General features: G+C 41.3%; 19 protein-coding genes. 11 read left to right on the top strand and 8 right to left on the bottom strand.

Features of this window, described 5'->3' with window-relative positions:
- Nucleotides 1–4: 4 nt before the first annotated feature.
- The 8 genes from BT_RS20575 to BT_RS20540 form a co-directional block, all read right to left on the bottom strand.
- Nucleotides 5–2,683, bottom strand: coding sequence for a glycoside hydrolase family 78 protein (locus BT_RS20575; protein ID WP_011109093.1), 2,679 nt, complete (start codon nt 2,681–2,683; stop codon nt 5–7).
- A gap of 70 nt (nt 2,684–2,753) precedes the next feature.
- Nucleotides 2,754–4,157, bottom strand: a complete 1,404-nt coding sequence (locus tag BT_RS20570) for an SGNH/GDSL hydrolase family protein (RefSeq protein ID WP_008764309.1) — start codon at nt 4,155–4,157, stop codon at nt 2,754–2,756.
- A 765-nt stretch (nt 4,158–4,922) separates the two neighbouring features.
- Complete coding sequence (locus tag BT_RS20565; RefSeq protein ID WP_008764308.1) at nt 4,923–8,006, bottom strand: discoidin domain-containing protein; 3,084 nt, start codon at nt 8,004–8,006, stop codon at nt 4,923–4,925.
- Nucleotides 8,007–8,019: 13 nt separating this feature from the next.
- Entirely contained in the window at nt 8,020–10,368 is a 2,349-nt protein-coding gene (locus BT_RS20560) for a GH92 family glycosyl hydrolase (RefSeq protein WP_008764307.1), read from the bottom strand.
- A 34-nt stretch (nt 10,369–10,402) separates the two neighbouring features.
- Nucleotides 10,403–12,952: a glycoside hydrolase family 38 C-terminal domain-containing protein gene (locus BT_RS20555; RefSeq protein ID WP_008764306.1), complete on the bottom strand. Its 2,550-nt coding sequence runs from the start codon at nt 12,950–12,952 to the stop codon at nt 10,403–10,405.
- A gap of 7 nt (nt 12,953–12,959) precedes the next feature.
- Nucleotides 12,960–13,190 carry a hypothetical protein gene (locus BT_RS20550; protein ID WP_008760955.1) on the bottom strand — a complete coding sequence of 77 codons (231 nt, stop codon included), beginning with the start codon at nt 13,188–13,190 and terminating at the stop codon, nt 12,960–12,962.
- A 75-nt stretch (nt 13,191–13,265) separates the two neighbouring features.
- Nucleotides 13,266–13,790 carry an RNA polymerase sigma-70 factor gene (locus BT_RS20545; RefSeq protein WP_008760954.1) on the bottom strand — a complete coding sequence of 175 codons (525 nt, stop codon included), beginning with the start codon at nt 13,788–13,790 and terminating at the stop codon, nt 13,266–13,268.
- 190 nt (nt 13,791–13,980) lie between these two features.
- Nucleotides 13,981–15,585: a DUF6377 domain-containing protein gene (locus BT_RS20540; RefSeq protein ID WP_008764305.1), complete on the bottom strand. Its 1,605-nt coding sequence runs from the start codon at nt 15,583–15,585 to the stop codon at nt 13,981–13,983.
- A 259-nt stretch (nt 15,586–15,844) separates the two neighbouring features.
- Here BT_RS20540 and BT_RS20535 point away from each other — a divergent pair, with 259 nt between their 5' ends.
- The 11 genes from BT_RS20535 (at nt 15,845) to BT_RS20485 (ending at nt 26,569) form a co-directional block, all read left to right on the top strand.
- Nucleotides 15,845–16,222 (top strand): hypothetical protein, encoded by a 378-nt coding sequence (locus BT_RS20535; RefSeq protein WP_008760953.1) that lies wholly within the window; start codon nt 15,845–15,847, stop codon nt 16,220–16,222.
- Between the two features lie 113 nt (nt 16,223–16,335).
- Nucleotides 16,336–16,686, top strand: coding sequence for an NADH-quinone oxidoreductase subunit A (locus BT_RS20530; protein WP_008760952.1), 351 nt, complete (start codon nt 16,336–16,338; stop codon nt 16,684–16,686).
- Nucleotides 16,677–17,270, top strand: a complete 594-nt coding sequence (locus BT_RS20525; RefSeq protein ID WP_011109092.1) for an NADH-quinone oxidoreductase subunit B — start codon at nt 16,677–16,679, stop codon at nt 17,268–17,270. The genes BT_RS20530 and BT_RS20525 overlap by 10 nt, the downstream gene beginning before the upstream one ends.
- A gap of 20 nt (nt 17,271–17,290) precedes the next feature.
- Complete coding sequence (locus BT_RS20520) at nt 17,291–18,883, top strand: NADH-quinone oxidoreductase subunit D (protein WP_008760950.1); 1,593 nt, start codon at nt 17,291–17,293, stop codon at nt 18,881–18,883.
- A 125-nt stretch (nt 18,884–19,008) separates the two neighbouring features.
- On the top strand, nt 19,009–20,085 hold the full coding sequence (gene nuoH / locus BT_RS20515) for an NADH-quinone oxidoreductase subunit NuoH (RefSeq protein ID WP_011109091.1): 1,077 nt from the start codon (nt 19,009–19,011) through the stop codon (nt 20,083–20,085).
- Nucleotides 20,086–20,095: 10 nt separating this feature from the next.
- Nucleotides 20,096–20,584: a 4Fe-4S binding protein gene (locus tag BT_RS20510; RefSeq protein WP_011109090.1), complete on the top strand. Its 489-nt coding sequence runs from the start codon at nt 20,096–20,098 to the stop codon at nt 20,582–20,584.
- Between the two features lie 2 nt (nt 20,585–20,586).
- On the top strand, nt 20,587–21,099 hold the full coding sequence (locus BT_RS20505) for an NADH-quinone oxidoreductase subunit J family protein (protein WP_008764300.1): 513 nt from the start codon (nt 20,587–20,589) through the stop codon (nt 21,097–21,099).
- Between the two features lie 95 nt (nt 21,100–21,194).
- Complete coding sequence (nuoK, locus tag BT_RS20500; RefSeq protein WP_007764713.1) at nt 21,195–21,503, top strand: NADH-quinone oxidoreductase subunit NuoK; 309 nt, start codon at nt 21,195–21,197, stop codon at nt 21,501–21,503.
- Nucleotides 21,504–21,590: 87 nt separating this feature from the next.
- Entirely contained in the window at nt 21,591–23,522 is a 1,932-nt protein-coding gene (nuoL, locus tag BT_RS20495) for an NADH-quinone oxidoreductase subunit L (protein WP_008764299.1), read from the top strand.
- Nucleotides 23,523–23,604: 82 nt separating this feature from the next.
- Nucleotides 23,605–25,089, top strand: coding sequence for a complex I subunit 4 family protein (locus tag BT_RS20490; RefSeq protein ID WP_008764298.1), 1,485 nt, complete (start codon nt 23,605–23,607; stop codon nt 25,087–25,089).
- Nucleotides 25,090–25,126: 37 nt separating this feature from the next.
- Nucleotides 25,127–26,569, top strand: coding sequence for an NADH-quinone oxidoreductase subunit N (locus BT_RS20485; protein ID WP_011109089.1), 1,443 nt, complete (start codon nt 25,127–25,129; stop codon nt 26,567–26,569).
- Nucleotides 26,570–26,579: the final 10 nt, after the last annotated feature.

Below are 26,579 nucleotides of genomic sequence, written 5' to 3'. Positions count from 1 at the left end.
TCTATTATTTCATGTAAATATAATATTTAAAATTACCTGCTTTTAATTGAATCATTTTCTTTTCTATGCGAATATTCTTCCCATCCATCATACAGGACACCGCCTCATCGGGAATACAGAGTGTAGCAGTAACCCCAACTGGAATATCCACTTGAAGATCCATAATATTATCTGTCAATTCCCAGTCAACAGCAATCACACCATATGGAGTATCTTTTGCCATCTTAGCCCAAGTCAAACCTTTCGGTATTTGAGGATCAATAAATACATGTTGATAACCTGGTATCGATTCATCTATTCTAAGTCCCCCTATTGCTTGATAAAACCAGGTTCCGATTCCATTATAGCAGTTATGCACCCTACTCCGTTCACCACTCCAATACTCCCAAGTCGCTGTAGCACCATTATCTATCATATACAGATAACCTGGATAATCACGTTTCTTCAACATTTGATATAAAAAGTCAACTTCCCTGTTACGAATAGCCCACTCTGTCAAAATTGGGACACCTACCAACCCTACAGCAATATGACCTTTGTGCTGCTTTTCAGTATCAGTCATCATCTTTCTTTTCACATCATCATACAAAGAATCCGGTACAGCTCCTACAAGCATTGGATAACACATATCCAACTGTGAACCTGTAGAATAGATACCTTTACCCGGATGATAAAACTTTTGATGAATCAACTCATTTAGATTCTTCCTGCGCATAGCAAACTTCTCTGCCTCCTCTTTTTCCCCAAGCATCAGAGCTATTTTTTCCATTGTCCCCAAACATTCACTGATAAAACAATTATTTACCAGATCAACAGAAGATTGTGCTCCTGCATCTACTCCTATCGGTGCAAGCCAGTCACCAAGAAACCAATCCCGATATTGAGTATCAGGCCAGCGTTTCAGCAATCCATCCACCGTATATTTATCCACATATGAGAACCATTCTTTCATTTTCGGATAATAGTTCTTTATTAATCTCGGATCATTGTAATTCACATACGTTCGCCATGGCGCCTGTACAATAAATCCACACCAATACGGACCACCGCCACCTGCACCGGGATTAGGACCTACATGGGCCAGACTTCCCCCTTCGCGCATTGAATCTCCCCATGTTTGTATCCAGTTTGTGAAAGTCGGTGCTACGTCATACATTGTTTGCAAACTCATTGTAGACGAATTTCCATCGCCACCATAGCCTGCCCGCTCCAAATGCGGACAGTCGACCATATATCCGCTAAATGTCAGACACCTCATAGTATATTGAATCATATTATGAATGGCGTTCAAGTCAGCATCCGAACATTCGAAAGTCGCAGTCTGCCGATAATCGCCATAAATCTGGAGAGATTTTATCCATTCAGTTTTCGGTCTTGCCGGAAGGTTGGAGATACGGACATAACGATAAGCATGATGATTGAATTTATTCCTAAAATATTCTCCCCTCCGTCCACCTGCAATATAGACATCACTTTCACCTTGTTTGTCAAATTCTCCTTCTTTAGTCAGGTTATCGCTATATTCCATCGTGACCTCATGTCCCGCAGATAACATCGGCATCTTCATTTCAAACCATCCGGTCTGTATTCTTCCCATATCTACCAACCAGGTATCTTCACTAAGTTTCCTGATAGAAACAGGTTGCAACGTTTGATGTATCTTGTTAGCTTCACACATTTGAGGTGAAACAATGTGTCTTGGTACATTTACTTCCACCACAGGATACCATTTCATTTTATCTAGAGAATAAGTTGAAAAATCTGTCGGCACTATTCTCCCATCCACCCTTTCACCACCAAATTGTAAAGCACACCAATTACCTGTATCCGAATAGCCACTTTCTCGTCCCCTCCAAGAAGTGTCAGTTGCAGTCAATACTTCCCATTTTCCATTTCTCAGCATATTCAGTTCCGCTTTTACCAACGGACCGTCATAAGCAGCACCAAAAGTAGTTTTCTTATACCACCCTTGTCCAAGCCATATCAGCAGGTCATTCTCTCCTTCTTTCAAATAAGAAGATACGTCATAAGTGACCATTAACGAACGTTTATTCAGTTGAGAGACTGCAGGGGTAAGAACATTCTCCGTAACCTTCTTTCCATTGACATATACTTCATGATATCCCAGCGAATTCACATACAGAAAAGTCGTTGCCAGTTCACCTATTTGCACTTTTTTACGAAGTAAAGGAGCACAAACCTTACCTCCTTCCGGTGATGAACCGATATAGACACCGTGTATCTGTTCCTTATTCAAAAGACCAACAGAAAAACGCGCCACCGGACTCCATTGGGAAACATGCCTTTTCCGATCCCAGGCACGTACCCTCCAGTAGCATAAAGAACGCGAAGCCAAAGGTAAGCCTTGATAAGGCACCATCACAGAAACATCAGACTTCAACTTCCCCGATTTCCATAAGTCAGCCTTCCCCCCAATTAATAGAAGACTATCTGACGCTACCTGAATTTCGTAAAATGCTTGTCCATCCACCACCCCATCTCCTTTCAACTTCCAACTCAAATGGGGAGTAACGTTGTCAATCCCTAAAGGATCAACCATATTCTCACATTTTAACTCCACTAAAGAAAAAGAGACCTTGTTTTCTTTCCCATGTACAATCTTTGGCAAACACCAAAGACAACACATTATTCCTATACCTAGTAACAGTTTTTTATTCCTCATAAATAAGTTTCTGCGAATATTACAGCTATGGATCATCCCCCCAACACTCTTACAATGGATAATGCATTACTCAACCTATCTTTGTCAACTTGACTTTATGAGTTGTCGGCTTATTCATTTTATAAATTGTATCGACGATGATCTTCATATATCTACTCCATACTTCGCGTATCTCAGGATACATCGCTTTGGTATACCACTCATAACTCATCCTCAGAAAACCATCTTTAGGTAAATACTCCCTAAGTTTATTTATAGCCTTCTCATTATCAGCAAACAGCAGACCTTCCTTTTTCAAGAACGAATATTCTGTCCACAAATATTCTCTGAAACGTTTTTCTACTTCAAAACGTTCTTCATTCAGATACATGATTTTCATGGCTTGCTGGTATTGGGGTGTATTGGGATAATCGGCCAAATTGATACCATCTTCCAACTGTCCAGATGAAACATTATCGATAAACAATCCATCTATTGTCAGCCGATAATGTCCTTTTTCTAAATTAGTCACCTGCAAACGTTCTTGATTAAATTCCTTCATAAACGGTATCAAATCCATAGCATCACGTTGTGACCTTTTATTTCCCCAACCATGTCTTGGAATAGAATCCAAAGGATAAGGAAGTGAATTTGCCAAATAATCAAAACTTAAACCACCAGCTTCTTTCTTTAGTTTGGAGACCTTACAATTCCTATGACTTAATAGATTCTTGTTATTTGCATCAATTGAAATATCCGAAACTTCGACTCCAGCCAGTCCCTGCGCCTTTAAAAATAAATAAGCCATCACCATCTGTCCATCATTATCAGGATGGATTCTATCTACTCTACAAAAAGTGAATGTCGAATCTTTCTTTTGCTCTTCCAGACTTATTTGCACCATCGGCTGATTAAAATCCACAAATCCCCATCCATTTTTCTTCGCCGCCTTACGCTGGGCATCAATTATCTTTAAAATAGCATCATTTTTATGAAGAAAAAGTAAACTGTTCAATTTCGTAGTTTCATCATAAGGTGATCCACCTATCAGCACTTTGGTCATTTTATTCTCTGCCAGCAAGCGCTTCTCTATTTCCCGAAAGCTTTCCAAAGATTTTTCAATCCGTTGCTCCGACAACTCCTTAGCATTCTCCTTCCAGAAAATATCATACCCTGTGTCATTCATACCAAAAGTCAGAGTTACATAAGTCGGTTTTCTGTCAAAAACATCGTAGTCCAACCGATCTTTAATATCCCACGCACTCTCACCGCCAATTCCGGCATTCATTATTGTAATCGGTTTGTTTGGAAAACGAGTCATATAATATAACCACACAAATGAATGATAATGTCCACCATGAGTTATACTATTTCCAACAAAGACTACCCGTTCTCCTTTTTTAAAGGGTGGAATTGATTGTGCGTACAGGCTATTAGAACAAACACAGATTAGAAATAGCAGGAAAAAGACCTTTACGTTTATTTTACTATTCATTTGATTATACACTTTATTACAAATTTAATTATTTATCTTTCAAAACATTCTCTTTTCCAACTTTGAATAAAAAAGAATCTTATTAAAAAAGACGATTCAAGTTTACTTAACCACTAAAATAAATGTTTTATTTTTCAAGTAACTCCCACTAAGAAAAAAACAGTTTTTTATTGTCACTTGTCACTTTTTAAAGATAAACAGCTATCAATCAAACAAGTAATGGTGATAATAACTGGTGATAATAAGGGTGATAATAGAATTTTATAAGTTTCTATTGTCACCCCTATCCCACTACAAATCAAGTATGCTCACTTATTTATTCAACTCTAAAGCCTTATTTTCTTCATTCTGTTCATACATAGGACTATTTATCATGGTACAAATAAAACAAATGTCGGTAACATTAATATATGAAGAAGGCAAGACTAATAAACTTTGTCAGTAACATTTCTTAGTTTCACGTACGTGGAGCGTTCGGTCTACGTACGTGAGCTAATGGGATCACGTATGTGAAGCGATAGGACCACGTATGTGAAACGAACTGTTGTTAGTTCCAAAAGATATTAAGCAAGTACACATAATAGATTAATAAACTGATCATTGTCTATTAAATCAAGCAGGTTATTCAAAAAAGAAAGTTCACTTTCTACTCTTCCTGAATATATCAGGCACAATATAGAGGGAAATTAAAAACACCAGAAGACAGGACAGGTAATGTCTTCTGGTGTTCAAATTAAAAAGGTGCCCCTTAGTTTTCTACGTATATCATATATCCAACTTCTTTTGTTCAGCCTTACCATATTGTTTTAGCAAAACACTGACTCCTCCTTTCAACATTTCCGGTTCCGCCTCAACAGAAATAGTCCGCTCTTCACCCGGCATCAAAGTTATATAATTATCAGACATGATAACAGGAAGGATTCTTTCTTGTGTAGCCGTATTCACCAATCTTATCCGGTTAGCACAAGCAACAGTTTTCGAATGATTCTTTACCGACAATTTCATCTTCCCTTCGGATAACATTGACTTATCAACTAATTTGCACGACAGTTCTGCTTCCGGCAATGTATTCAAAGCTGTATAGTCAAGATCTGTCACGCCGTTTCTCCAATAGAAATTATCTGAAATCAAATTACCATTTGCGTCAGTCAGTTCTAACCGGATGAAATGGAGCGGAGTCAGTTCCTCAACATTCTTTTGTTTCTTACCATATATTTCAAATTCATACAGTGAATATCCAAAGTCTGTGGCACGGCTAACTCCTGCCATTTTCACATAGCGTGCAGTAACCGGAGAAAGTTTTATCTCATCTGTACTGCCTTGTCCATCTTTGTTTGTATAGACTGTTTTCCATTTCTTCGCATCATTCGACACTTGGATCTCGTACTCTTTGGCACGTGCCGTTTCCCATTTCAACACAACATGCTCTATTTTTTCTTTCTTACCCAAGTCAACATAAATCCATTGAGAGTCACTCGCATCACTTTCCCAACGACTGCCTGCCCCTCCGTCAGCTACTAAAGAAGCCGATCTGGATGGTGATGATGAAGAAGCTATCACATTCTTGCCAAAAGCCAAATTGTACGGATTGAAGTTTAACGTGAACGCTTCTGCAATGTTACTTGCCGGTACATCCATCTGTTTTGTACGTCCATATGCCGCAACCTCTTTTCCGTTCAGGTTGTAGATGGTCGCTTTGGCATAAGCGCCTTTCAAGTCTTTGGTAGTAGTATTTACAGCTTTTATACTGTTATTAGATGAGTTCCACTGAAGATGAAGATGTTCGCAAGCCTTCTTTGCTCCCCAATAAGCTCCGGTAGGATCATAATAATAATCGTACGTCTGCCACACGAATGATGGATATGCCGGGTGACTCATCCAGATCAAAAGCCCTGCCGCATCATTCCACATCTTATCATTCCATGCTTCATACATCCCTTTCATTACTTCAATATTCAGCAACTGAGCTTTCTCACAGAACTCTTCCAGACTCGAAGATTCTCCGAATTGCGTATTCACTGATTTCTTATAATTGATAGGATTGGCATTGGACGCTTCTTTGCCGAAGAAGTGCTTATTCCAAACGTTATCATCATCATCTTTCAATTGTTCATCAGTAGGCAGAGGCCACCATGACTCCTGAGGAATAAACAATTTCACACTTTCAAATGTCGGGAAAGTAGCCGTTCCTATTTCGGTACGCATACCATAACCATGATCTATACCATACGGATAAGCAGGTTTATTGAATGCCAGATTACTGCCCGAAGTCTCAAAATGGTGCTTAGGGGGCTGATTTCCCCACCATCCGCTTCCGGATAAACCATCTTGATTGGAACAAGACTTATACATTCGATCGTTTTTATCTTCCTGAGCTATCATTTCACGCAAATAATTATCCAAATCGGGTGCCGGATGTGTTTCATTAGCACCACACCAGATAGCTATAGAAGGATGATTCCTTAAACGTCTCACTTTATCAAGAGCATTTGCTTTGAATGCTTCCGGCTCAGCTACATCATTATAAGCGACATACAGCCAAAAATCATTCCACACCATGATTCCATACTTATCGCAATAATCATAGAATTCATCATCAGTCACACAACCTGTCCACAAACGGATCATGTTGTAGTTCATATCTTTATGCAACTTGATTTTCGTTTCGTACTCTTTGCCATGACAACGAAGCAAATACTCGCTCATACCCCAGTTTCCACCTTTCAGATAAATCTTCTGCCCATTGATAAAGAATGTAAGGACCGGGTAATTCACTACGTTGTTGATCATCTTATACTCATACTTCTTGATACCAAAAGTAATATCCTTTTCATCCGATATTTTTCCATCTACCGAACAAGTCAGTTTACAGGTATAAAGATTCGGTTCTCCATAGCCGTTAGGCCACCAAAGTTTCGGGTTACGAATGACTAATGCAGCAAAATCGCTCTTATCCACCGACAACTGTACTGTTTCTTTTCCTTCCACCCGAATGTTCTTGGAGAAAGTAATATTTCCCGGCTGAATAACACCGGAAACTTCCACTTCTTTCGGAGCAGAAGAAACGTTCTTGATTCCTGTAGAGAAAAATAGTTCTGCTTGTTGCAAAGTCGGCAATTCCGAGCGAATCCACGGATCTTCCATCACAGCATCACCTGTAATAGCCAGATAAGCATTTCCTGTAATTCCGGCAAGACGTCCCGGCACATACGGCATCCAATCCCAACCGGCACCTGCCAGATAGCTGGGACTACAAGCAACACCATACGGATCTTTTCCTTTACGAGTCTTTTTCTGATCAGGATCAGTAATCAGAACCGCAACCGCATTCTTTCCTGATTTCTTAATCAAGTGTGTCACATCAAATTTAGAACGCAACATATGTCCGCTCACATCTTTAGTCGATGTCTTTGTCCCCGATATTTTTTCTCCGTTAAAGTAGAAATCGGCGAAACGATTGGTATTATCAAAATGAAGCCAGACACGCTTACCTGCTGAATAAGATGCCGGAAGTTCAAACTCCGTACGATACCAGAAAGGACGGTTATAAAACGTCTCATCTACTTTATATATATTATCAGCGTAATTAGGATCGGGAACGATTCCGGCTTCAACATATGCTGTAAAAACAGCTCCGGGAACTACGCCTTTTACATAGTCCGGCATTTTAAAACCGGGGGTAGAGATTTGTTCTCCCCCTATATTATTCAAATCTGCCTGCGGTTTGACTTCCCATACTATCTTAGGATTGGAACTGTTCAGTGACATGGTAGAAGTCTGAGCATGCCCTATTCCATTCAGTACAAACAAACTTGATGCTAGTAAAAGAAGTCTAAACTTATTCATCATAATATTCAGTTATTTAAATGTTAGATAAAACACCCCATTCTGTATTGGGCTTATCGCCCATAAATAATTCCAATGTTCCTCCTGCTGCGATTTCAGCAAAGTCAAGGTAACATTTATTGTACTCCTTGCCATTCAGCAAAGCTTTTTGTATATATAGATTATTTGTGTTGTTGTTGTGAGCAATAATTGTAAATACTTTCCCTTGATGATATTTTGAGTCCAGATTAAATTCTACCTTGTCAAAAACAGGACTGGTTATTTCCATGCGGGTGTTACCGGGACAGGAAGGATGAATGCCGGAAGCAGCCAATATATACCAGGCCGACATCTGTCCTACATCTTCATTGCCCACAATCCCTTCTACTTTGTTCGCATAAGCATTTTTACAAATATATCGTGTCCACTTCTGCGTATACCAAGGTACATCCAACTGATTAAAAAGGAAAGGAACAAAATGTACCGGTTCATTAGCATGATTATAATAATCATTCCATAACATATCAGAGGGAGTGTGGTCAAATAAATTAGTCAAATTAGCTATAACCTCTTCCTTGCCTCCCATCAGTTCAACCATTCCCGGAACATCGTGCGGCACAAACCAGCCTTGCTGATAAGCATTTGACTCAATGCAACCATACCATTCTTCGGTCAGTGCATTCTCCGGCCATGCTTTCCATGATCCATCTGCATTCCGGGGACGGAACCAGCCTTTTTCCGCATCGAACATGTTACGATAGGCTTGCCCTTTTTCATAAAAGCGCTTTGCATCTTCTTCTTTCCCCAACGCCTTTGCCAATTGAGCCACGCACCAGTCTGCATAGGCATATTCCAGAGTATATGAAATACTCAACGGTTCAGGAGTATATCCCAACGAATCATTCCCAAACTTAGCTGACGTGTTGACTGCATATTGATATGCTTTTTCTACATCATACGTGCGAATTCCTTTCATATAAGCATCTGCCAGCACCGACAGTGCAGGATTACCTATCATACAGCCAGAATAAGAATTCAGAAGTTCCCAACGTTCATAATATTCCCGTCTGCTCTGATCTGCCATCGTTATCAGCGAATTCAACGCATCACTCACCAAACGCGGATTAATCATCGCCTGTAAAGGGAACTGGCTACGGAAAACATCCCAACCACTAAATATAGTACGCTTGGTAAATGTACCGTCCTGTTCATGTACCTTTTTATCTCCGCCAATATATCGCCCATCAACATCTGTATAGATTCGAGGGTCAATCATCGTATGATATAATGATGTATAAAAAACAGTTTTTTCGTCATCAGTTCCACCGGATATCCGTATACGGCTAAGTTCTTTATTCCACAAATCACTCGCTTCCTGTTTTACTTGAGCAAAGTTTTTAGAAGCAATCTCCTGTTTAAAGTTATTAGCTGCTCCTTCCATATCGACAAAGGAAATGCCTACTTTCATCTCAACCTGTTCTCCCTCTTTTGTGGGAAACTCTGTGAAGAAGCCAAGGTGCTTTCCTTCCAGTTCTTTCTTATCTTTAATGACCGGAGCTTGTGATATACGTGTCAGATAGGGAATACTTACCACTTCATCACGCTTCCGAACCCATTCATCAGGAATATCCGCACTCCAAAAGCCATAATTACTCAGTGGTTTACTAAATTGTGCATAATAATAAACTGTGTAATCGGAATTTCCCTCACCATTTCCCCATCCACCCCCATCAGGTGTACACTTCATCCAGCCTTGAATGGTATAATCATCCAATACTTTCACATATTGCGAAGTAGAAGTCCCTCCCACTCTACGTGCCAGGTCTATCTGAATACGAGATTGTTCATTCGAAGGAAAAGTAAATTGCAATATTCCACAATGAGGTGTCGCACTGCTCTCTACTTTAATCTTATAATCAGTCAGTTCTACCGAATAATATCCCGCTTTAGCTGTTTCGGTAGCTTTATCATAAGAAGAACGATACCCTTTTATACTACCATCTTCTTTACCCGCTATTTTTTGCAGTTCGCCCGTTGTAGGCATCACCAGGAAATTTCCTAAATCCCCAAACCAGCCCACTCCACTCATCTGAGTAAAGGCAAAGCCTTCAATGGTTTTGTGTTCATCACTATAACCGGAACTATTATCACCTCCGGTTATAGTATTGGGACTTACTTGTACCATACCGTAAGGAGTAGTAGCGCCAGGAAATGTCTTACCTAATCCATGATAAACACCGGCAGCTCCTACACTGGTACTAGCTCCTATAAAAGGATTTACATAATCAGTCGGAATTAAATCTTCTGTTACTACTCCTGCTGAAGAACAAGCAGTCAGCCACAAAAAAGAGCAAGCTATTAAAATATTAGCGCTAGCTTTATACATAAAAATATTACAGTTTACTATTATTAGAATATGTTCAATTCAAGTTCAAAGCAAATGTCTTTAGACCGAAACGAGGCATAGAAATACTAATTTCAGATTTTCCGGTACGTGTTTTTATTGTCTTTCTATCTATAACTCTACCATTCAGATCTACTTCTTCTATACTAGACAGCGGCATATCAAAAGTAATATTATGCTGCTTCCTGTCACCTTCCGCATTAAACAATCGCAAGATTATTTTTCCATCTTTTATATTGGCTGCACTCACCTGATAACCGGTATTTTTTAAGTCTACCAGTGACCTTGACTCCAATTTTGCAAATGAATGATAGGAACATAACAATGGTTCATTCCAACAATCGCTCTTCGTGGCTATAGCAGCCTTGTCCCATTTGCCACGATGAGGAACAATAGCATATTTCATTTTCAACGGTCCCGTGATCTTATAGTCAGGTCCCCAAAGCCCATTACCAGAATATTGGGCAGTCAGTCCTAACGGATAATCTTTTCCGTGTGAATAGGAAGTAGTATGGTCTGCGAATAAAGCCAATGCATAATCTCCTTCCTGTTCTGCCAAATCAACCCAATGAAGAATAATGTTATGCTTAATCTGATCCCAACTATTGAAAAAAGTATCATCTAACTTACTTTCACAAACATCAAACGGCGCATTTTTATAAATACGAGGAGAATGAAGATTTACAGGGAAAAGTACACTTAACTTAAATCTGTCATCACAATAAGCTCTGCGATTATCCCGCCAACTATTTTCTTTATATTCTCCAATACCTACATTTTTCTTCCAATTAATAGTAAGGTCAAAATCGATACGCTTCTCCCCTTGAGCAATGCTTATAATCTGTACAAAAGGATGTGAAGCTATTTTCCCTTCCAGTTTTACCTTTGTCTCTTGTATATTACTTCGCAAAACCGTCAGCTTAGCCGGAGCTTCTGTAGAAGAGCGAAACTTGCCTTCGTCATAAAAATAGCCTCTCAATTCACCTATAGAATATTCACCCGATTGTTTGGCAAATTCTTTGTTTTCTTCTTTTTTTGCTACAAGGCTTTTAATAATTCCTCCCTTCGACAAGTCAAAAACAATTTTATACATATCATTTTCAACCACATATTCTCCTTCATTTATAATCTTTTCGCTTCCTGAAACCGTTCTTTTACCTGTCTTTACTTGTTTAATACGATATGTGGAGTAACCAAAGGGAGGAACATCTGCTTCAAACAACAATCTTATTTTTCCACCTTCTTTTCCTATTGAATAATCAACTTTTTTATTTCTATAATCATTGACTTCCAAATCAAAGTCTGCATATTCCTGAGGGAGTTCAACAGTTACCAGTTCTTTTCTTTTTGTTCCCAATGTATTATAAACACGTACAAATCCCTGGGCTTTTTCAGTATTAATAGTATCGTTATCAAAACTGAATATAGAAGCAGCTGTAATTTTATCAGCCACAGTATTTGTCTCATCTGTCCATCGCTTTATTTGATCCGCCCAGGTTCCAAATTTATTTAGGCCATTGTAAGGTACGATCCAAGAATCATGATGTTGCGCAAGCATCAAAGTACGCCATGCTTCATCCAAATCTTCCTGAACACAAGTGTACCCATTGGCAAGATGAGCAATAACAGACATCTTCTCTGCTATTATTATTTTATTCTCAGAAGTACGTACTTCTTGAGCAATTCTCTGCAACACTTGGCTTCCCCACATTAAGTTTACACGTATATCTTCCTGCGAGAAATGCCAGTCATCATTCGTTTTACCAATGGAAATATTTTCAAAATAATCTTTCCACGTCACATAAACTGAATTACTTTTTGTATTCTTTCCACTTCCTAACCATGGACCATTTTTCCATCCGGCATCTTGGAAACACATTCCCACAGGATGTTCAATCCCTGCATCACGACAAGCATTCAGATAAGATTCTTCATTACACCAAGCAGTTGTCTGCCAAGTAGAATTCTCTTCCAATTTCTCGCAAGCATAGCGAGGAACAGTAAGAATGGGAGTTCCATCCGGGCCTACCCAATTGACCAATTCGCCGCCATAAGCGTTAGTGTATCCTCCCCAACAAGTATTCGGGCATTTGAGTACGGCATACTTAAAACCAAATAACTTCAATATCTGAGGCAAACAACTTGTGAAACAGGGTTCTTCCACAGAATAAGTGGTAAAAGTCACTCCCGGAAAATGTTTATTTATCTTAGCAATACCATATTGAAACTGACGTATAATGCTTTCGCCCGATATATTATAACAATAAGGCTGAGCATAAGTAGGATTTGTAAACTCTACCTGCTTAGTTACTACTACGTTTTTTAATTGTCGATAGGCTCCGGGAGTCTGTATTTGCACCGTATCCCATGTTTCAGGCTCTATTTCCAGACAAATTCGCCAATCCGGATGCTTGGATAACTGGTCGACAATAAACTGAGTTTTCCACTTCACCGGATAATGCCCGTATATCCCTCCATGATATCCATCAACAAAATAAGCTTGTTGCGAATGAGCATGCGTACATATAAAGACGACTAGTAATATGATGTTATTAAGTCTATTCATGGTATTTTTAAGCCTTTTTATTTTCGCTATTCTCTATCCGACTCATAAATTCAGATAGTTTTTGCTTAGCAAGTTCTTTATCATCTTTAGGGAACGACCAATCCACAAGAGCAACAACACTCTGATACTCAATAAATTCTTCGCGCATTTCCCCATTATTCTTCACATTCAGAAGGAAGACTTCCTTTTCTTCTGAAGTCAATTCACCTGCAAAATATTTATTTAAATTAGTTCCCATTATTCGTTCCTTTTTACAAAAGAACGATTATCCCAGTAAATACCCCTAAAAAAATATCAATAAAATTATTAAAACTCATGCTGCAAGGCAAATATTTAGTTTTACCCTTAACTTTTTGAGTGCTATCCCCATCTGACATTCTACAGTATTTACTGAAATACCCAAACGTTCTGAGATTTCTCTATATTTTAACCCTTCGACACGACTTAATAAAAATATGTCACGACATTTTCGAGGCAGACTATTGATTGCGTTACGAACGAGCATTTCCGTTTCATTTCCTTCCGAGATATCAGACACATCAAACCTATTTAAAGATTGTAATTTCAAGGACATTTCTATTTCGAAAGAGGTTTGAACTGATTCAATATATTTCTGTTCAAACATTTTATGTTTCAAATGATCCAAGCATCTATTCTTTATTAATCTGAAAAGATACGCGTTCATATTTTCAATGCGATCCATAGAATCACGTTTCGCCCATAAGTCGGTAAACACATCTTGTGTTATGTTTTCTGCATCCTCTTCCAGTATTACAAATTCTTTTGCAAACCGAACCAGTTTTGAATAATAAGTAAGATACAATTCTGAAAAATCCATAGCTGTGTTTCTTTAGATTAGTATTCAGTTATCAAAAATCTTGTGATGCAAATATAGAGATGAAAAAAGCCTACTCCTTATTGGAAGTAGGCTATAAAGTAGACGTTTTTGAACATCTCTTCTAGATAATACATTAATATTCAACGCATTAACAAACAACCATTTTAAGGTTTTGGTAAACCAAATAGAATCATTTTTGGGACAAAGAACCAAGCTTTTTCACCTCTTCTTCGAAGATATTTCCATCCAATAAAGACATTCTCTTCACTTTACTCTTATAATTATAGATCGTTTGTACTGAGTAATGCAAAAAAACAGCAATTTGCGAAACATCTGTAATCCCCATTCGCATCAAAGCAAAAATACGCAATTCTGTATTCAACTGGTCTTTATCCAGTTTATAATAATCTTCCGGTTTCAACAATGAATTAAACTCTTCGACAAAATTAGGATACAATTTTAAGAACGCCTTATCAAAATTGGTATATAATCCTTCCAATTCTTTTTCGAAAGGACGAGAAGAAGATTTGTATAAATCATCAACTTGTCCGGTTTTTATTTTTCGATTTACATTTTTCCTATATTCATCCAGTTTATTAATGTAAACGGCACACTGGTTCATGAAATAGCCTACATATCTTTCTTTTATTAAATTAGCCTCATCCAAATTCTTGTTCAATGCAACTAACTCTTCATTCATAACATTGAGATTCTTCTTTGCACGGGAAACAATCTTAGTCTGTTTATAAGTAAAATACAAAGTGATAGCAAGAGCCACAACAAACAAACTAGTGAGCAAAATATAAAAACGAAGATTCTGCTTTTGCTTTTCCAGCCTATATAAATAAGTATTTTCTATAATAGGATGAATACGAGCTATTACCGTATTCTTAAAACGGGAATTATAGAAGATAGCATCACTCAGTGCTACTTTAATATAATTATAAGATCTATCGATATCTCCTTTATGGTATAAATTCACGGCTAAAGTCAACAAAGCCTCATTTTCTTTCACTGCCAGTTTTATATCGGTCATAGCAGCTAATATAAGATACTTTTCTTCCAATTCATGCTCTCCGACCAGCCGATATGCTCTTGATAGCCCCATAGACATCATTGCAAACCCATGAGTTCCTGTTTTTTCCTTTTGATAAATTTTAGTCAGTATCTTAAGTGCTTCTTTTGTATTTCCCTGATCCTGAAGCTTTATAGCTCTTTCTTTCGAATATTCTTCCGATGCATCATACAAGATACTCATAACTGTATCTCGATACGCTTCTTTTTCAACCAAATATTCACTGGCAAACCGAGCATCATCTGTATATTTAATCAAATTTTCATAATACCGAATACGATTCCAACAATACAAAGCCTGTAAATGACTAGGTAAATCCGAACAATTGATTGATTTGAAAATATCATTAGCTTGAATAAACAACCCCGATAAGGAATAAACAAAAGCCAGTTGCAGCCTTCCTTCCAGCAAATAGGTTTTATTATCCAGTTTCTTAGCGATCTCAATATTCTCATTAATGTACTGTTCCGCAGAATCGCAGACAAACGTTTCGTATTGATGGAGAATCTCGGAATTCAGACGATACATATCGTCCAAGGTCTTTTGTTCCTTCTTTTTTGCTTTCAGCTCTTTGATAGTAGCTTCCTTCTTTTCTGTATACACAAGACGCTCAGAAATCACTTTATCTAAAACTTTCAATAGAGAATCATTCTCGTTATTTGCATAAAGATTCAACAAAGAACCCAGTAGGATTGTTATAAAGCAAAGTGTGTGTTTCATATCAATGTGTTATATACAATTTGCAAAAAAATGAATTTTCTTTGGGTAATTCGTCAAAAAGAACGTAAATCGTTCTTTTTATTACATCTTTTAACCAAATAAGAACGGATATATACCATAAAAGAAGAAGATTCTCCAAAGTAGCACTGAAATAAAAACGGACTTGAAATAAAGCAAGTTAAAAAATACTTTTTTGTAACCCCGACTTTGCAAAAAACATGAATATTAATCCTATATTTGCAGCCGTTAAAAGAGAAAGATGAAACAAAGCTTAAAATACGGACTATTTCTGGTACTTGCTTTGCTGATCCATGTTGTTTCCAATGAAGCAATGGAAGATAACTGCAGAGTATCCCCCCCGACATATCGCCAGGAGAAGTGCTACGTATCTCAGGATCATCCTGTTCATAATGCTCTTGAACGTCTTCATTATTTCTATTCTACCCAGTCTTGTGATATGAGTCATGCGGATGTTGCACACATCCCTACAGATAAAAGCGTGCAATTGCTGATTACTTATTTCCGTGAATACAAAAGCCAGCAAAACACGTCTCAGACTCATTCACTCCATATTCCCAAGTACTTTTACGATCCTATTACATATTATATATATGGTTTAAGGAAGATCGTCATTTAGACGGTACAATCCATTATCTTATTCGTCAATTCATTACAGTTGGTTTCATCCGGGTGTGGAGAAACTAATTGTTTATTTCTATATAATATTCAATCTAAACAGCTATTGAAATTATGAATTTTACATTTTTAGTTGTTGTTTTACTGACAGCGCTCGCTTTTGTCGGTGTAGTAATAGCCCTTTCACGAGCTATTTCACCACGTTCGTACAATGTACAAAAGTTTGAAGCTTATGAATGTGGTATACCAACGCGTGGTAAATCATGGATGCAGTTCCGTGTAGGTTACTACCTGTTTGCCATCCTGTTCCTGATGTTCGACGTGGAAACAGCTTTTCTGTTCCCTTGGGCAGTAGTTATGCATGACATGGGACCTCAGGGGCTCGTTAGTATTCTCTTCTTCTTTATTATTTTGGTTCTGGGCCTTGCTTATGCCTGGAGGAAAGGAGCTTTGGAATGGAAATAACCAAAAAACCGAAAATAAAATCAATTCCGTATGATGAGTTCATCGACAATGAATCATTGGAAAAGTTGGTCAAGGAACTTAATACCGGAGGAGCGAACGTTTTTCTTGGGGTTCTGGACGACCTTGTCAACTGGGGACGCAGCAATTCACTGTGGCCGCTTACTTTCGCAACCAGCTGTTGCGGCATCGAATTCATGGCACTGGGTGCCGCGCGTTATGATATGGCCCGCTTCGGGTTCGAAGTAGCACGTGCCAGTCCGCGCCAAGCTGATATGATCATGGTCTGCGGAACAATCACCAACAAGATGGCACCGGTACTGAAACGTTTGTACGATCAGATGCCCGATCCGAAATATGTAGTTGCCGTAGGCGGATGTGCTGTCAGCGGAGGGCCTTTCAAGAAGTCTTATCATGTGCTGAATGGAGTAGATAAGATTCTTCCGGTCGATGTATATATCCCCGGATGTCCGCCCCGCCCGGAAGCTTTCTATTACGGCATGATGCAACTACAACGCAAAGTGAAAATAGAGAAATTCTTTGGTGGAACGAACAGAAAAGAGAAGAAACCGGAATTTATGAAATGAAGAATGAGGAACGAAGAATTATGCAAGAAATACAATTTATAGTCCCTGCAGCGTTACACGACGAAATGCTGCGCTTGCGAAATGAAAAACAGATGGACTTCCTTGAAAGCCTCACTGGTATGGACTGGGGAGTAGCAGACGAAAAAGACGCACCGGAGAAACTCCGTGGTTTAGGCGTTGTCTACCATCTGGAATCGACTGTTACGGGAGAACGGATAGCACTGAAAACAGCCGTTACCGACCGTGAACGACCGGAAATTCCGTCAGTCAGCGATATATGGAAAATAGCCGACTTCTACGAACGTGAAGTGTTCGACTACTATGGCATTGTTTTCGTAGGGCATCCCGATATGCGCCGCCTTTACTTACGTAATGACTGGGTAGGATACCCCATGCGTAAAGATAATGATCCGGAGAAAGATAATCCGCTTTGTATGGCTAACGAAGAGACGTTCGATACAACACAGGAAATAGAACTTAATCCGGACGGAACGATTAAAAACAGAGAAATGAAACTCTTCGGAGAAGAAGAGTATGTAGTCAACATTGGTCCGCAACACCCTGCAACTCACGGTGTAATGCGCTTCCGCGTTTCTCTTGAAGGTGAAATTATTCGTAAGATCGATGCTAACTGCGGTTATATCCATCGGGGTATCGAGAAAATGAACGAGAGTCTTACATATCCGCAGACATTGGCATTGACTGACCGCCTCGACTATCTGGGCGCACATCAGAACCGTCACGCTTTGTGTATGTGCATCGAGAAAGCGATGGGCATCGAAGTGAGTGACCGTGTCAAATACATTCGTACAATTATGGATGAGCTGCAACGTATCGACTCTCACTTACTGTTCTACTCCGCCCTCGCCATGGACCTTGGAGCACTGACTGCTTTCTTCTACGGATTCCGTGACCGTGAAAAGATTCTCGATATTTTTGAAGAGACTTGCGGCGGACGTCTGATCATGAACTACAATACCATCGGTGGTGTACAGGCCGACCTTCATCCTAACTTCGTCAAGCGGGTAAAAGAATTTATCCCTTATATGAGAGGTATCATTCACGAATACCACGACATATTTACCGGCAACATTATCGCTCAGAGCCGTATGAAGGGCGTCGGAGTGTTAAGCCGTGAAGATGCAATCTCATTCGGTTGCACCGGGGGTACAGGCCGTGCTTCGGGTTGGGCTTGCGATGTACGTAAGCGGATACCGTACGGTGTATATGACAAGGTGGACTTCCAGGAAATTGTTTATACGGAAGGAGACTGTTTCGCCCGTTATCTGGTACGTATGGACGAAATCATGGAGAGTCTGAAGATTATCGAGCAGTTGATAGACAACATTCCCGAAGGCCCGTATCAGGAAAAGATGAAACCGATCATCCGCGTTCCCGAAGGCAGTTATTATGCCGCCGTAGAAGGAAGCCGCGGAGAATTCGGAGTCTTTCTCGAAAGTCAGGGTGACAAGATGCCTTATCGCCTGCACTATCGTGCTACGGGATTGCCACTTGTTGCTGCAATCGACACGATTTGCCGCGGAGCGAAAATTGCCGACTTGATTGCCATCGGAGGAACACTGGACTATGTAGTTCCGGACATCGACCGATAAACAAGAGATAAAAAACAAGTATTAAGTATAAAGTAGTAAGTATTAACCGGCTATGCAATATGATATACGCTATATTCCGCATGGAATTAATACTTAATACTTAAAACCTAATAATTAAAATATATATGTTCGACTTTAGTATAGTAACAAACTGGATACATGAGATGCTGCTCTCCGTTATGCCGGAGGGATGGGCCATCTTTATAGAGTGCATAGCTGTCGGCGTGTGCATCGTTGCACTATATGCTATTCTGGCTATCGTACTGATTTACATGGAACGCAAAGTCTGTGGTTTCTTCCAGTGCCGCCTCGGTCCGAACCGTGTCGGTAAATGGGGTTCTATTCAAGTGATATGCGACGTACTCAAGATGCTGACCAAGGAGATTTTCACTCCGAAGGATGCCGACCGCTTCCTCTACAATCTGGCTCCATTCATGGTGATTATCGCCTCGTTCCTCACTTTCGCTTGTATTCCTTTTAATAAAGGAGCGGAAATTCTGAATTTTAATGTGGGCGTATTCTTCCTGCTGGCTGCTTCCAGCATCGGTGTGGTAGGTATTCTGCTTGCCGGTTGGGGTAGTAACAACAAGTTTTCGCTGATCGGTGCCATGCGAAGCGGCGCACAGATCATCAGTTATGAGTTGTCAGTGGGTATGAGCATCATGACGATGGTCGTACTGATGGGCACCATGCAGTTCTCCGAAATCGTAGAAGGACAGGCTGACGGATGGTTTATCTTCAAAGGACATATTCCTGCCGTTATCGCTTTCATCATCTATCTCATTGCCGGAAATGCAGAATGTAACCGTGGCCCGTTCGACCTTCCCGAAGCGGAAAGTGAATTGACGGCCGGATATCATACGGAATATTCCGGTATGCACTTCGGTTTCTTTTATCTGGCGGAATATCTGAATCTGTTTATCGTAGCCAGCGTGGCCGCTACCATCTTTTTGGGAGGCTGGATGCCATTGCATATCATCGGTTTGGACGGATTCAACGCTGTTATGGACTATATTCCCGGCTTCATCTGGTTCTTTGCCAAAGCATTCTTCGTTGTGTTCCTCTTAATGTGGATCAAATGGACTTTCCCACGCCTGCGTATCGACCAGATTCTGAATCTGGAATGGAAATATCTGGTTCCAATTTCTATGGTAAACCTATTATTAATGGCATGTTGTGTTGCCTTTGGCTTCCACTTCTAAAATAAGAATTATGGAATATAAAGATCAAAAATATACGTATTTGGGAGGACTGATACATGGTATCAGCACTCTGGCAACGGGTATGAAAACCAGTATCAAGGTATACTTCCGTAAGAAGGTAACCGAACAGTATCCTGAAAACCGGAAAGAGCTGAAAATGTTCGACCGGTTCCGTGGTACACTGGCAATGCCCCACAATGAGAATAACGAACACCGCTGTGTAGCCTGCGGATTGTGTCAGATAGCTTGTCCGAACGATACAATCACCGTAACCAGCGAAACGATCGAGACTGAAGACGGCAAGAAGAAGAAAATCCTGGCAAAATATGAATATGACCTCGGAGCTTGTATGTTCTGCCAACTGTGTGTCAACGCTTGTCCGCATGACGCCATCACGTTCGACCAGAACTTCGAACATGCCGTCTTTGACCGGACGAAGCTTGTTCTGCAACTGAATCATGCCGGTAGTAAAGTAATTGAAAAGAAAAAAGAAGTTTAGATATGGGATCAACACTTGAAACAGTAGTATTCTACTTTTTGGCAGCATTTATTATTGCAATGTCCATCATGACGGTGACTACCCAACGTATTGTCCGCTCAGCCACCTATCTGCTCTTCGTGCTCTTCGGCACGGCTGGCATCTATTTCCTGCTGGGTTACACATTTCTGGGGTCTGTCCAGATTATGGTTTATGCCGGTGGTATCGTCGTCCTTTATGTATTCTCCATCCTGCTGACCAGTGGAGAAGGTGACCGCGCCGAGAAACTGAAACGAAGCAGGTTTCTGGCAGGACTCTTTACGATGGTTGCCGGTTTAGCGATTATCTTGTTTATCACCCTGAAGCATAACTTCCTGCAAACGACCAACCTGGTTCCGCTGGAAATAAACATCCACACCATTGGTAATGCTTTATTAAGCAGTGACAAATATGGTTATATATTGCCTTTCGAAGCAATCAGTATTTTATTGCTGGCTTGTATCATCGGTGGTATCATGATCGCCCGAAAGAGATAAATAAGTAAGTATTAACTATTAAGTATCAGGTATTAGGCTGCGCAATGAACCGCAAGGAATTAATACTTATTACTTAAAACCTAATAATTTCAGATATGATACACATGGAATATTATCTGGTAGTTTCTACCATCATGATGTTTGCAGGAATCTATGGGTTCTTTACCCGCCGTAATACGCTGGCTATCCTGATTTCTGTAGAGTTAATGCTGAACGCCACGGACATCAACTTCGCCGTGTTCAACCGTTTTCTCTTTCCGGGAGGCATGGAAGGCTATTTCTTTGCACTCTTTTCCATCGCTATTTCGGCTGCGGAAACGGCTATAGCTATCGCCATCATGATTAACATTTACCGCAACCTCCGAAGCATTCAAGTCCGCAATCTGGACGATCTGAAGTGGTAGTGCCAAAGCGGCACGACCCAATTTCCATTCGGATGGATATCGTGATAAATATGAACAATAATAAAACAAGTAATTAAAATAAACTGTATGGAACTAACAATTCTAATACTCCTTCTTCCCTTCCTCTCCTTCCTCATTCTGGGAATCGGAGGAAAATGGATGTCTCATCGGACAGCGGGTGCTATCGGTACGCTGATACTGGGAGCAGTAGTAGTACTGTCGTACGTTACGGCTTTCCAATATTTCTCCGCCCCTCGTTTGGAAGACGGAACATTTGCCACGTTGATACCTTATAATTTTACGTGGCTTCCTTTCACCGAGACTTTACGATTTGATCTGGGCATTCTGCTCGATCCCATATCCGTGATGATGCTGATTGTCATCTCTACCGTGTCACTGATGGTGCATATCTACTCCTTCGGTTACATGAAAGGCGAGACAGGCTTTCAACGTTATTACGCCTTCCTGTCCCTGTTTACAATGTCTATGCTGGGACTGGTGGTTGCCACAAACATTTTCCAGATGTATCTTTTCTGGGAACTGGTGGGTGTCAGTTCTTATCTGCTGATCGGTTTTTACTATACAAAGCCTGCTGCCATTGCCGCTTCCAAGAAAGCGTTCATTGTCACCCGCTTTGCAGACTTAGGCTTCCTTATCGGTATTCTGATTTACGGATACTACGGTGGCACATTCGGCTTCACACCGGATACGGTATCATTGATCAGTGGCGGCGCTTCCATGCTTCCATTGGCTTTGGGACTGATGTTTATCGGTGGCGCCGGAAAGAGTGCCATGTTCCCGTTGCATATCTGGCTGCCCGATGCCATGGAAGGTCCTACTCCTGTCAGTGCCTTGATCCATGCGGCTACGATGGTAGTTGCCGGCGTTTATCTGGTAGCGCGTATGTTCCCGCTTTTCATTGCTTATGCACCGGACACCTTACATATGATTGCCTGGGTAGGTGCTTTCACCGCCTTTTATGCAGCAAGCGTGGCTTGCGTACAATCGGATATCAAACGTGTGCTGGCCTTCTCGACCATTTCACAGATTGGTTTTATGATGGTAGCACTGGGCGTTTGTACTTCTATGGACCCGCACCACGGAGGACTGGGATATATGGCTTCCATGTTCCACCTCTTCACACACGCCATGTTTAAGGCATTACTCTTCTTGGGTGCCGGCAGCATTATCCATGCAGTACATTCCAACGAAATGTCAGCCATGGGAGGACTACGCAAATACATGCCTATTACTCACTGGACATTCCTGATTGCCTGTCTCGCCATTGCCGGTATTCCTCCGTTCTCCGGTTTCTTCTCAAAAGATGAGATTTTGGCTGCCTGCTTCCAATATAGCCCTGCAATGGGTTGGGTGATGACAGTAATCGCCGCAATGACCGCCTTCTATATGTTCCGCCTCTACTACGGCATCTTCTGGGGGGCCGAGCCGCCCCGGGCAAGCTCCCATTCGGATCATAGCACACCGCACGGAAACTTGGAAGCGGCACCTTGTCGCCCGCATGAGAGTCCGTTGGCTATGACTTTTCCGTTGATATTTCTGGCGGTTGTTACCTGCCTTGCAGGATTCATTCCTTTCGGACATTTTATCAGTTCGAATGGGGAGTCTTACTCTATTCACCTCGATCTGTCGGTAGCTGTCACAAGCGTTGTAATTGCGATTATTTCTATCGGGATTGCCACATGGATGTATAAGAATGCCAAACAGCCTGTTGCCAATGCACTTGCCAAACGGTTCAATGGATTGTGGACAGCTGCTTATCATCGTTTTTATATTGATGATATATACCAGTTTATTACGCATAAGATCATCTTCCGTTGCATTTCGACTCCTATCGCATGGTTCGACCGTCATGTAGTGGATGGATTCTTTAATTTCCTGGCATGGGCTACGAATACGACAAGCGACGAGATACGTGGTCTTCAAAGCGGCCAGGTACAGCAATACGCATACGTGTTCCTTTGCGGAGCGCTGGCGCTTATCCTGCTGTTAGTTCTATAGCAAGTATTAACTATCAGGTATTAGATATTAAGCTGCGCAACAAGTCGCTGCGAATTAATACTTAAAACTTAATAATTCAATTATGAATTTTTTATCAATCTTCGTACTCATCCCCTTACTGATGCTTGCCGGACTTTGGGCAGCACGGGGAATCAAAGCGATTCGGGGGGTTATGGTTACCGGCGCATCGGCACTTCTGATTGCCTCCGTCGTACTTACCTTTATGTATTTGGGAGAACGCAGTGCCGGCAACACGGCAGAAATGCTATTCCGTGCGGATACACTCTGGTATGCACCGCTTCACATCTCCTACTCGGTAGGCGTTGACGGTATTTCGGTAGCCATGTTGTTATTGTCTGCCGTTATTGTATTCACAGGTACTTTCGCCTCCTGGCGTCTGCAGCCTCTGACAAAAGAATATTTCCTTTGGTTCACACTGTTGTCTATGGGAGTCTTCGGATTCTTTATATCCATCGACTTATTCACCATGTTCATGTTCTACGAAATCGCGCTGATTCCTATGTACCTGCTGATCGGTGTATGGGGTTCGGGACGTAAAGAATATGCAGCCATGAAGCTGACCCTTATGCTGATGGGCGGTTCCGCTTTCCTGCTGATCGGTATTCTCGGAATCTATTTCGGTTCGGGAGCTACCACCATGAACCTGCTGGAAATAGCACAGCTACATAATATTCCTTTTGCACAGCAATGTATCTGGTTCCCGCTTACCTTCCTCGGGTTCGGTGTGCTGGGTGCTCTTTTCCCGTTCCACACATGGAGTCCCGATGGTCACGCTTCCGCCCCGACAGCTGTATCCATGCTTCACGCCGGAGTACTGATGAAACTGGGAGGTTACGGATGTTTCCGTATCGCCATGTATCTGATGCCGGAAGCCGCTAACGAACTTTCATGGATATTCCTGATACTGACAGGTATCTCCGTTGTTTACGGAGCATTCTCCGCTTGCGTACAGACAGACTTGAAATACATCAACGCTTACTCTTCCGTTTCTCACTGCGGACTGGTACTTTTCGCCATTCTGATGCTGAATCAGACTGCTGCGACAGGAGCCATTCTTCAGATGCTTTCCCACGGATTGATGACAGCCTTGTTCTTTGCCCTGATCGGTATGATTTATGGACGTACACACACACGTGATGTCCGCGAGCTTACCGGATTAATGAAAGTAATGCCGTTCCTCAGCGTATGTTATGTGATTGCCGGTCTTGCCAATCTCGGTTTGCCGGGATTAAGCGGGTTCATTGCCGAAATGACTATCTTCGTAGGTTCTTTCCAGAACAACGACGTATTCCACCGTACACTGACCATCATCGCTTGTTCATCCATCGTGATCACGGCAGTCTATATCCTGCGTCTGGTAGGCAAGATTCTGTACGGTACCTGCACCAACAAACATCATCTTGCGCTGACAGACGCGACCTGGGATGAACGGGTAGCTGTTATCTGCCTCATCGTTTGTGTAGCCGGACTGGGTATGGCTCCTTTCTGGGTAAGCCACATGATTGGTGAAAGTGTACTCCCTGTAGTCTCACAACTCATCCCATAACCTTTATTTTTTAATCTTTAATTCTTAATTTATAAAGATGGATTATTCACAATTTCTACATATGCGGGAAGAGCTGTCGCTCGTAGCAGTTTTACTATTGCTGTTCCTTGCCGATCTCTTCATGAGTCCGGACGCACACAAGCAAAAAGGGACGAGACCCGTTTTGAACACCATGCTGCCAGTTATCCTGATGGCCATCCATACAGCGATCAATCTGGTTCCAGGCACAGCTGCCGACATTTTTGGCGGTATGTATCACTATGTACCCATGCACACGGTTGTCAAATCAATCCTGAACATAGGCACGCTGATTGTTTTCCTGATGGCACACGAATGGATGAAACGCGACGATACTTCATTCAAGCAAGGTGAGTTCTATGTACTTACACTCTCCACCCTGTTCGGTATGTATCTCATGATTTCCGCCGGACACTTCCTGATGTTCTTCATCGGACTGGAGACAGCTTCCATCCCGATGGCAGCCTTGATCGCTTTCGACAAATACCGCCATAACTCCGCTGAAGCCGGTGCCAAGTATATCCTTACCGCACTTTTCTCCAGCGCACTGTTACTGTTTGGTCTGTCAATGATTTACGGTTCCGCAGGAACACTGTATTTCGATGATCTTCCTGCTCATATCGATGGAAATCCGTTGCAAATCATGGCTTTTGTATTCTTCTTTACCGGTATGGCGTTCAAGCTCTCTCTGGTTCCGTTCCATTTATGGACGGCAGACGTTTACGAAGGTGCACCGAGTACGGTTACCGCCTATCTGAGTGTTATCTCCAAAGGTTCGGCAGCATTTGTGCTGATGGCAATTCTGATCAAAGTATTCGCACCGATGATACATGACTGGCAAGAAGTACTTTACTGGGTGACTATCGCTTCTATCACCATCGCCAATATATTCGCTATCCGCCAGCAGAATCTGAAGCGTCTGATGGCGTTCTCCAGTATTTCGCAGGCAGGATATATCATGCTGGGTGTAATCGGAGGAACGGCACAGGGAATGACCGCCATGGTATATTACATACTTGTATATGCCGCTGCCAATCTCGGAGTATTTGCCGTCATCACTATCGTAGCATTACGCAGTCAGAAGTTTACCCTCGAAGATTATGCGGGACTCTACAAAACGAACCCGAAAATGGCTTTTCTGATGACTATTTCGCTGTTCTCACTGGCAGGTATTCCTCCGTTTGCCGGATTCTTCTCGAAGTTCTTTATTTTCATGGCAGCTTTCGAAGCGGGCTTCCACTTGCTGGTATTCATTGCACTGGTTAATACCGTGATTTCATTGTACTACTATCTGCTGATTGTAAAAGCAATGTATATCATGCCTTCCGATAACCCGATTCCGACTTTCCGCAGCGACCGCTGTACAAAGTGGGGACTGGCGCTCTGCACACTGGGCATCATCGGACTGGGTATTGCAAGTATCGTATATCAGTCTATCGATAAACTATCATTCGGAATATAAGAAACCGACT

Source organism: Bacteroides thetaiotaomicron VPI-5482 (assembly GCF_000011065.1).
GTDB lineage: Bacteria > Bacteroidota > Bacteroidia > Bacteroidales > Bacteroidaceae > Bacteroides > Bacteroides thetaiotaomicron.
Note: the sequence above shows the minus strand (reverse complement) of the source record. Positions and strands in the feature narration are given on the sequence as shown.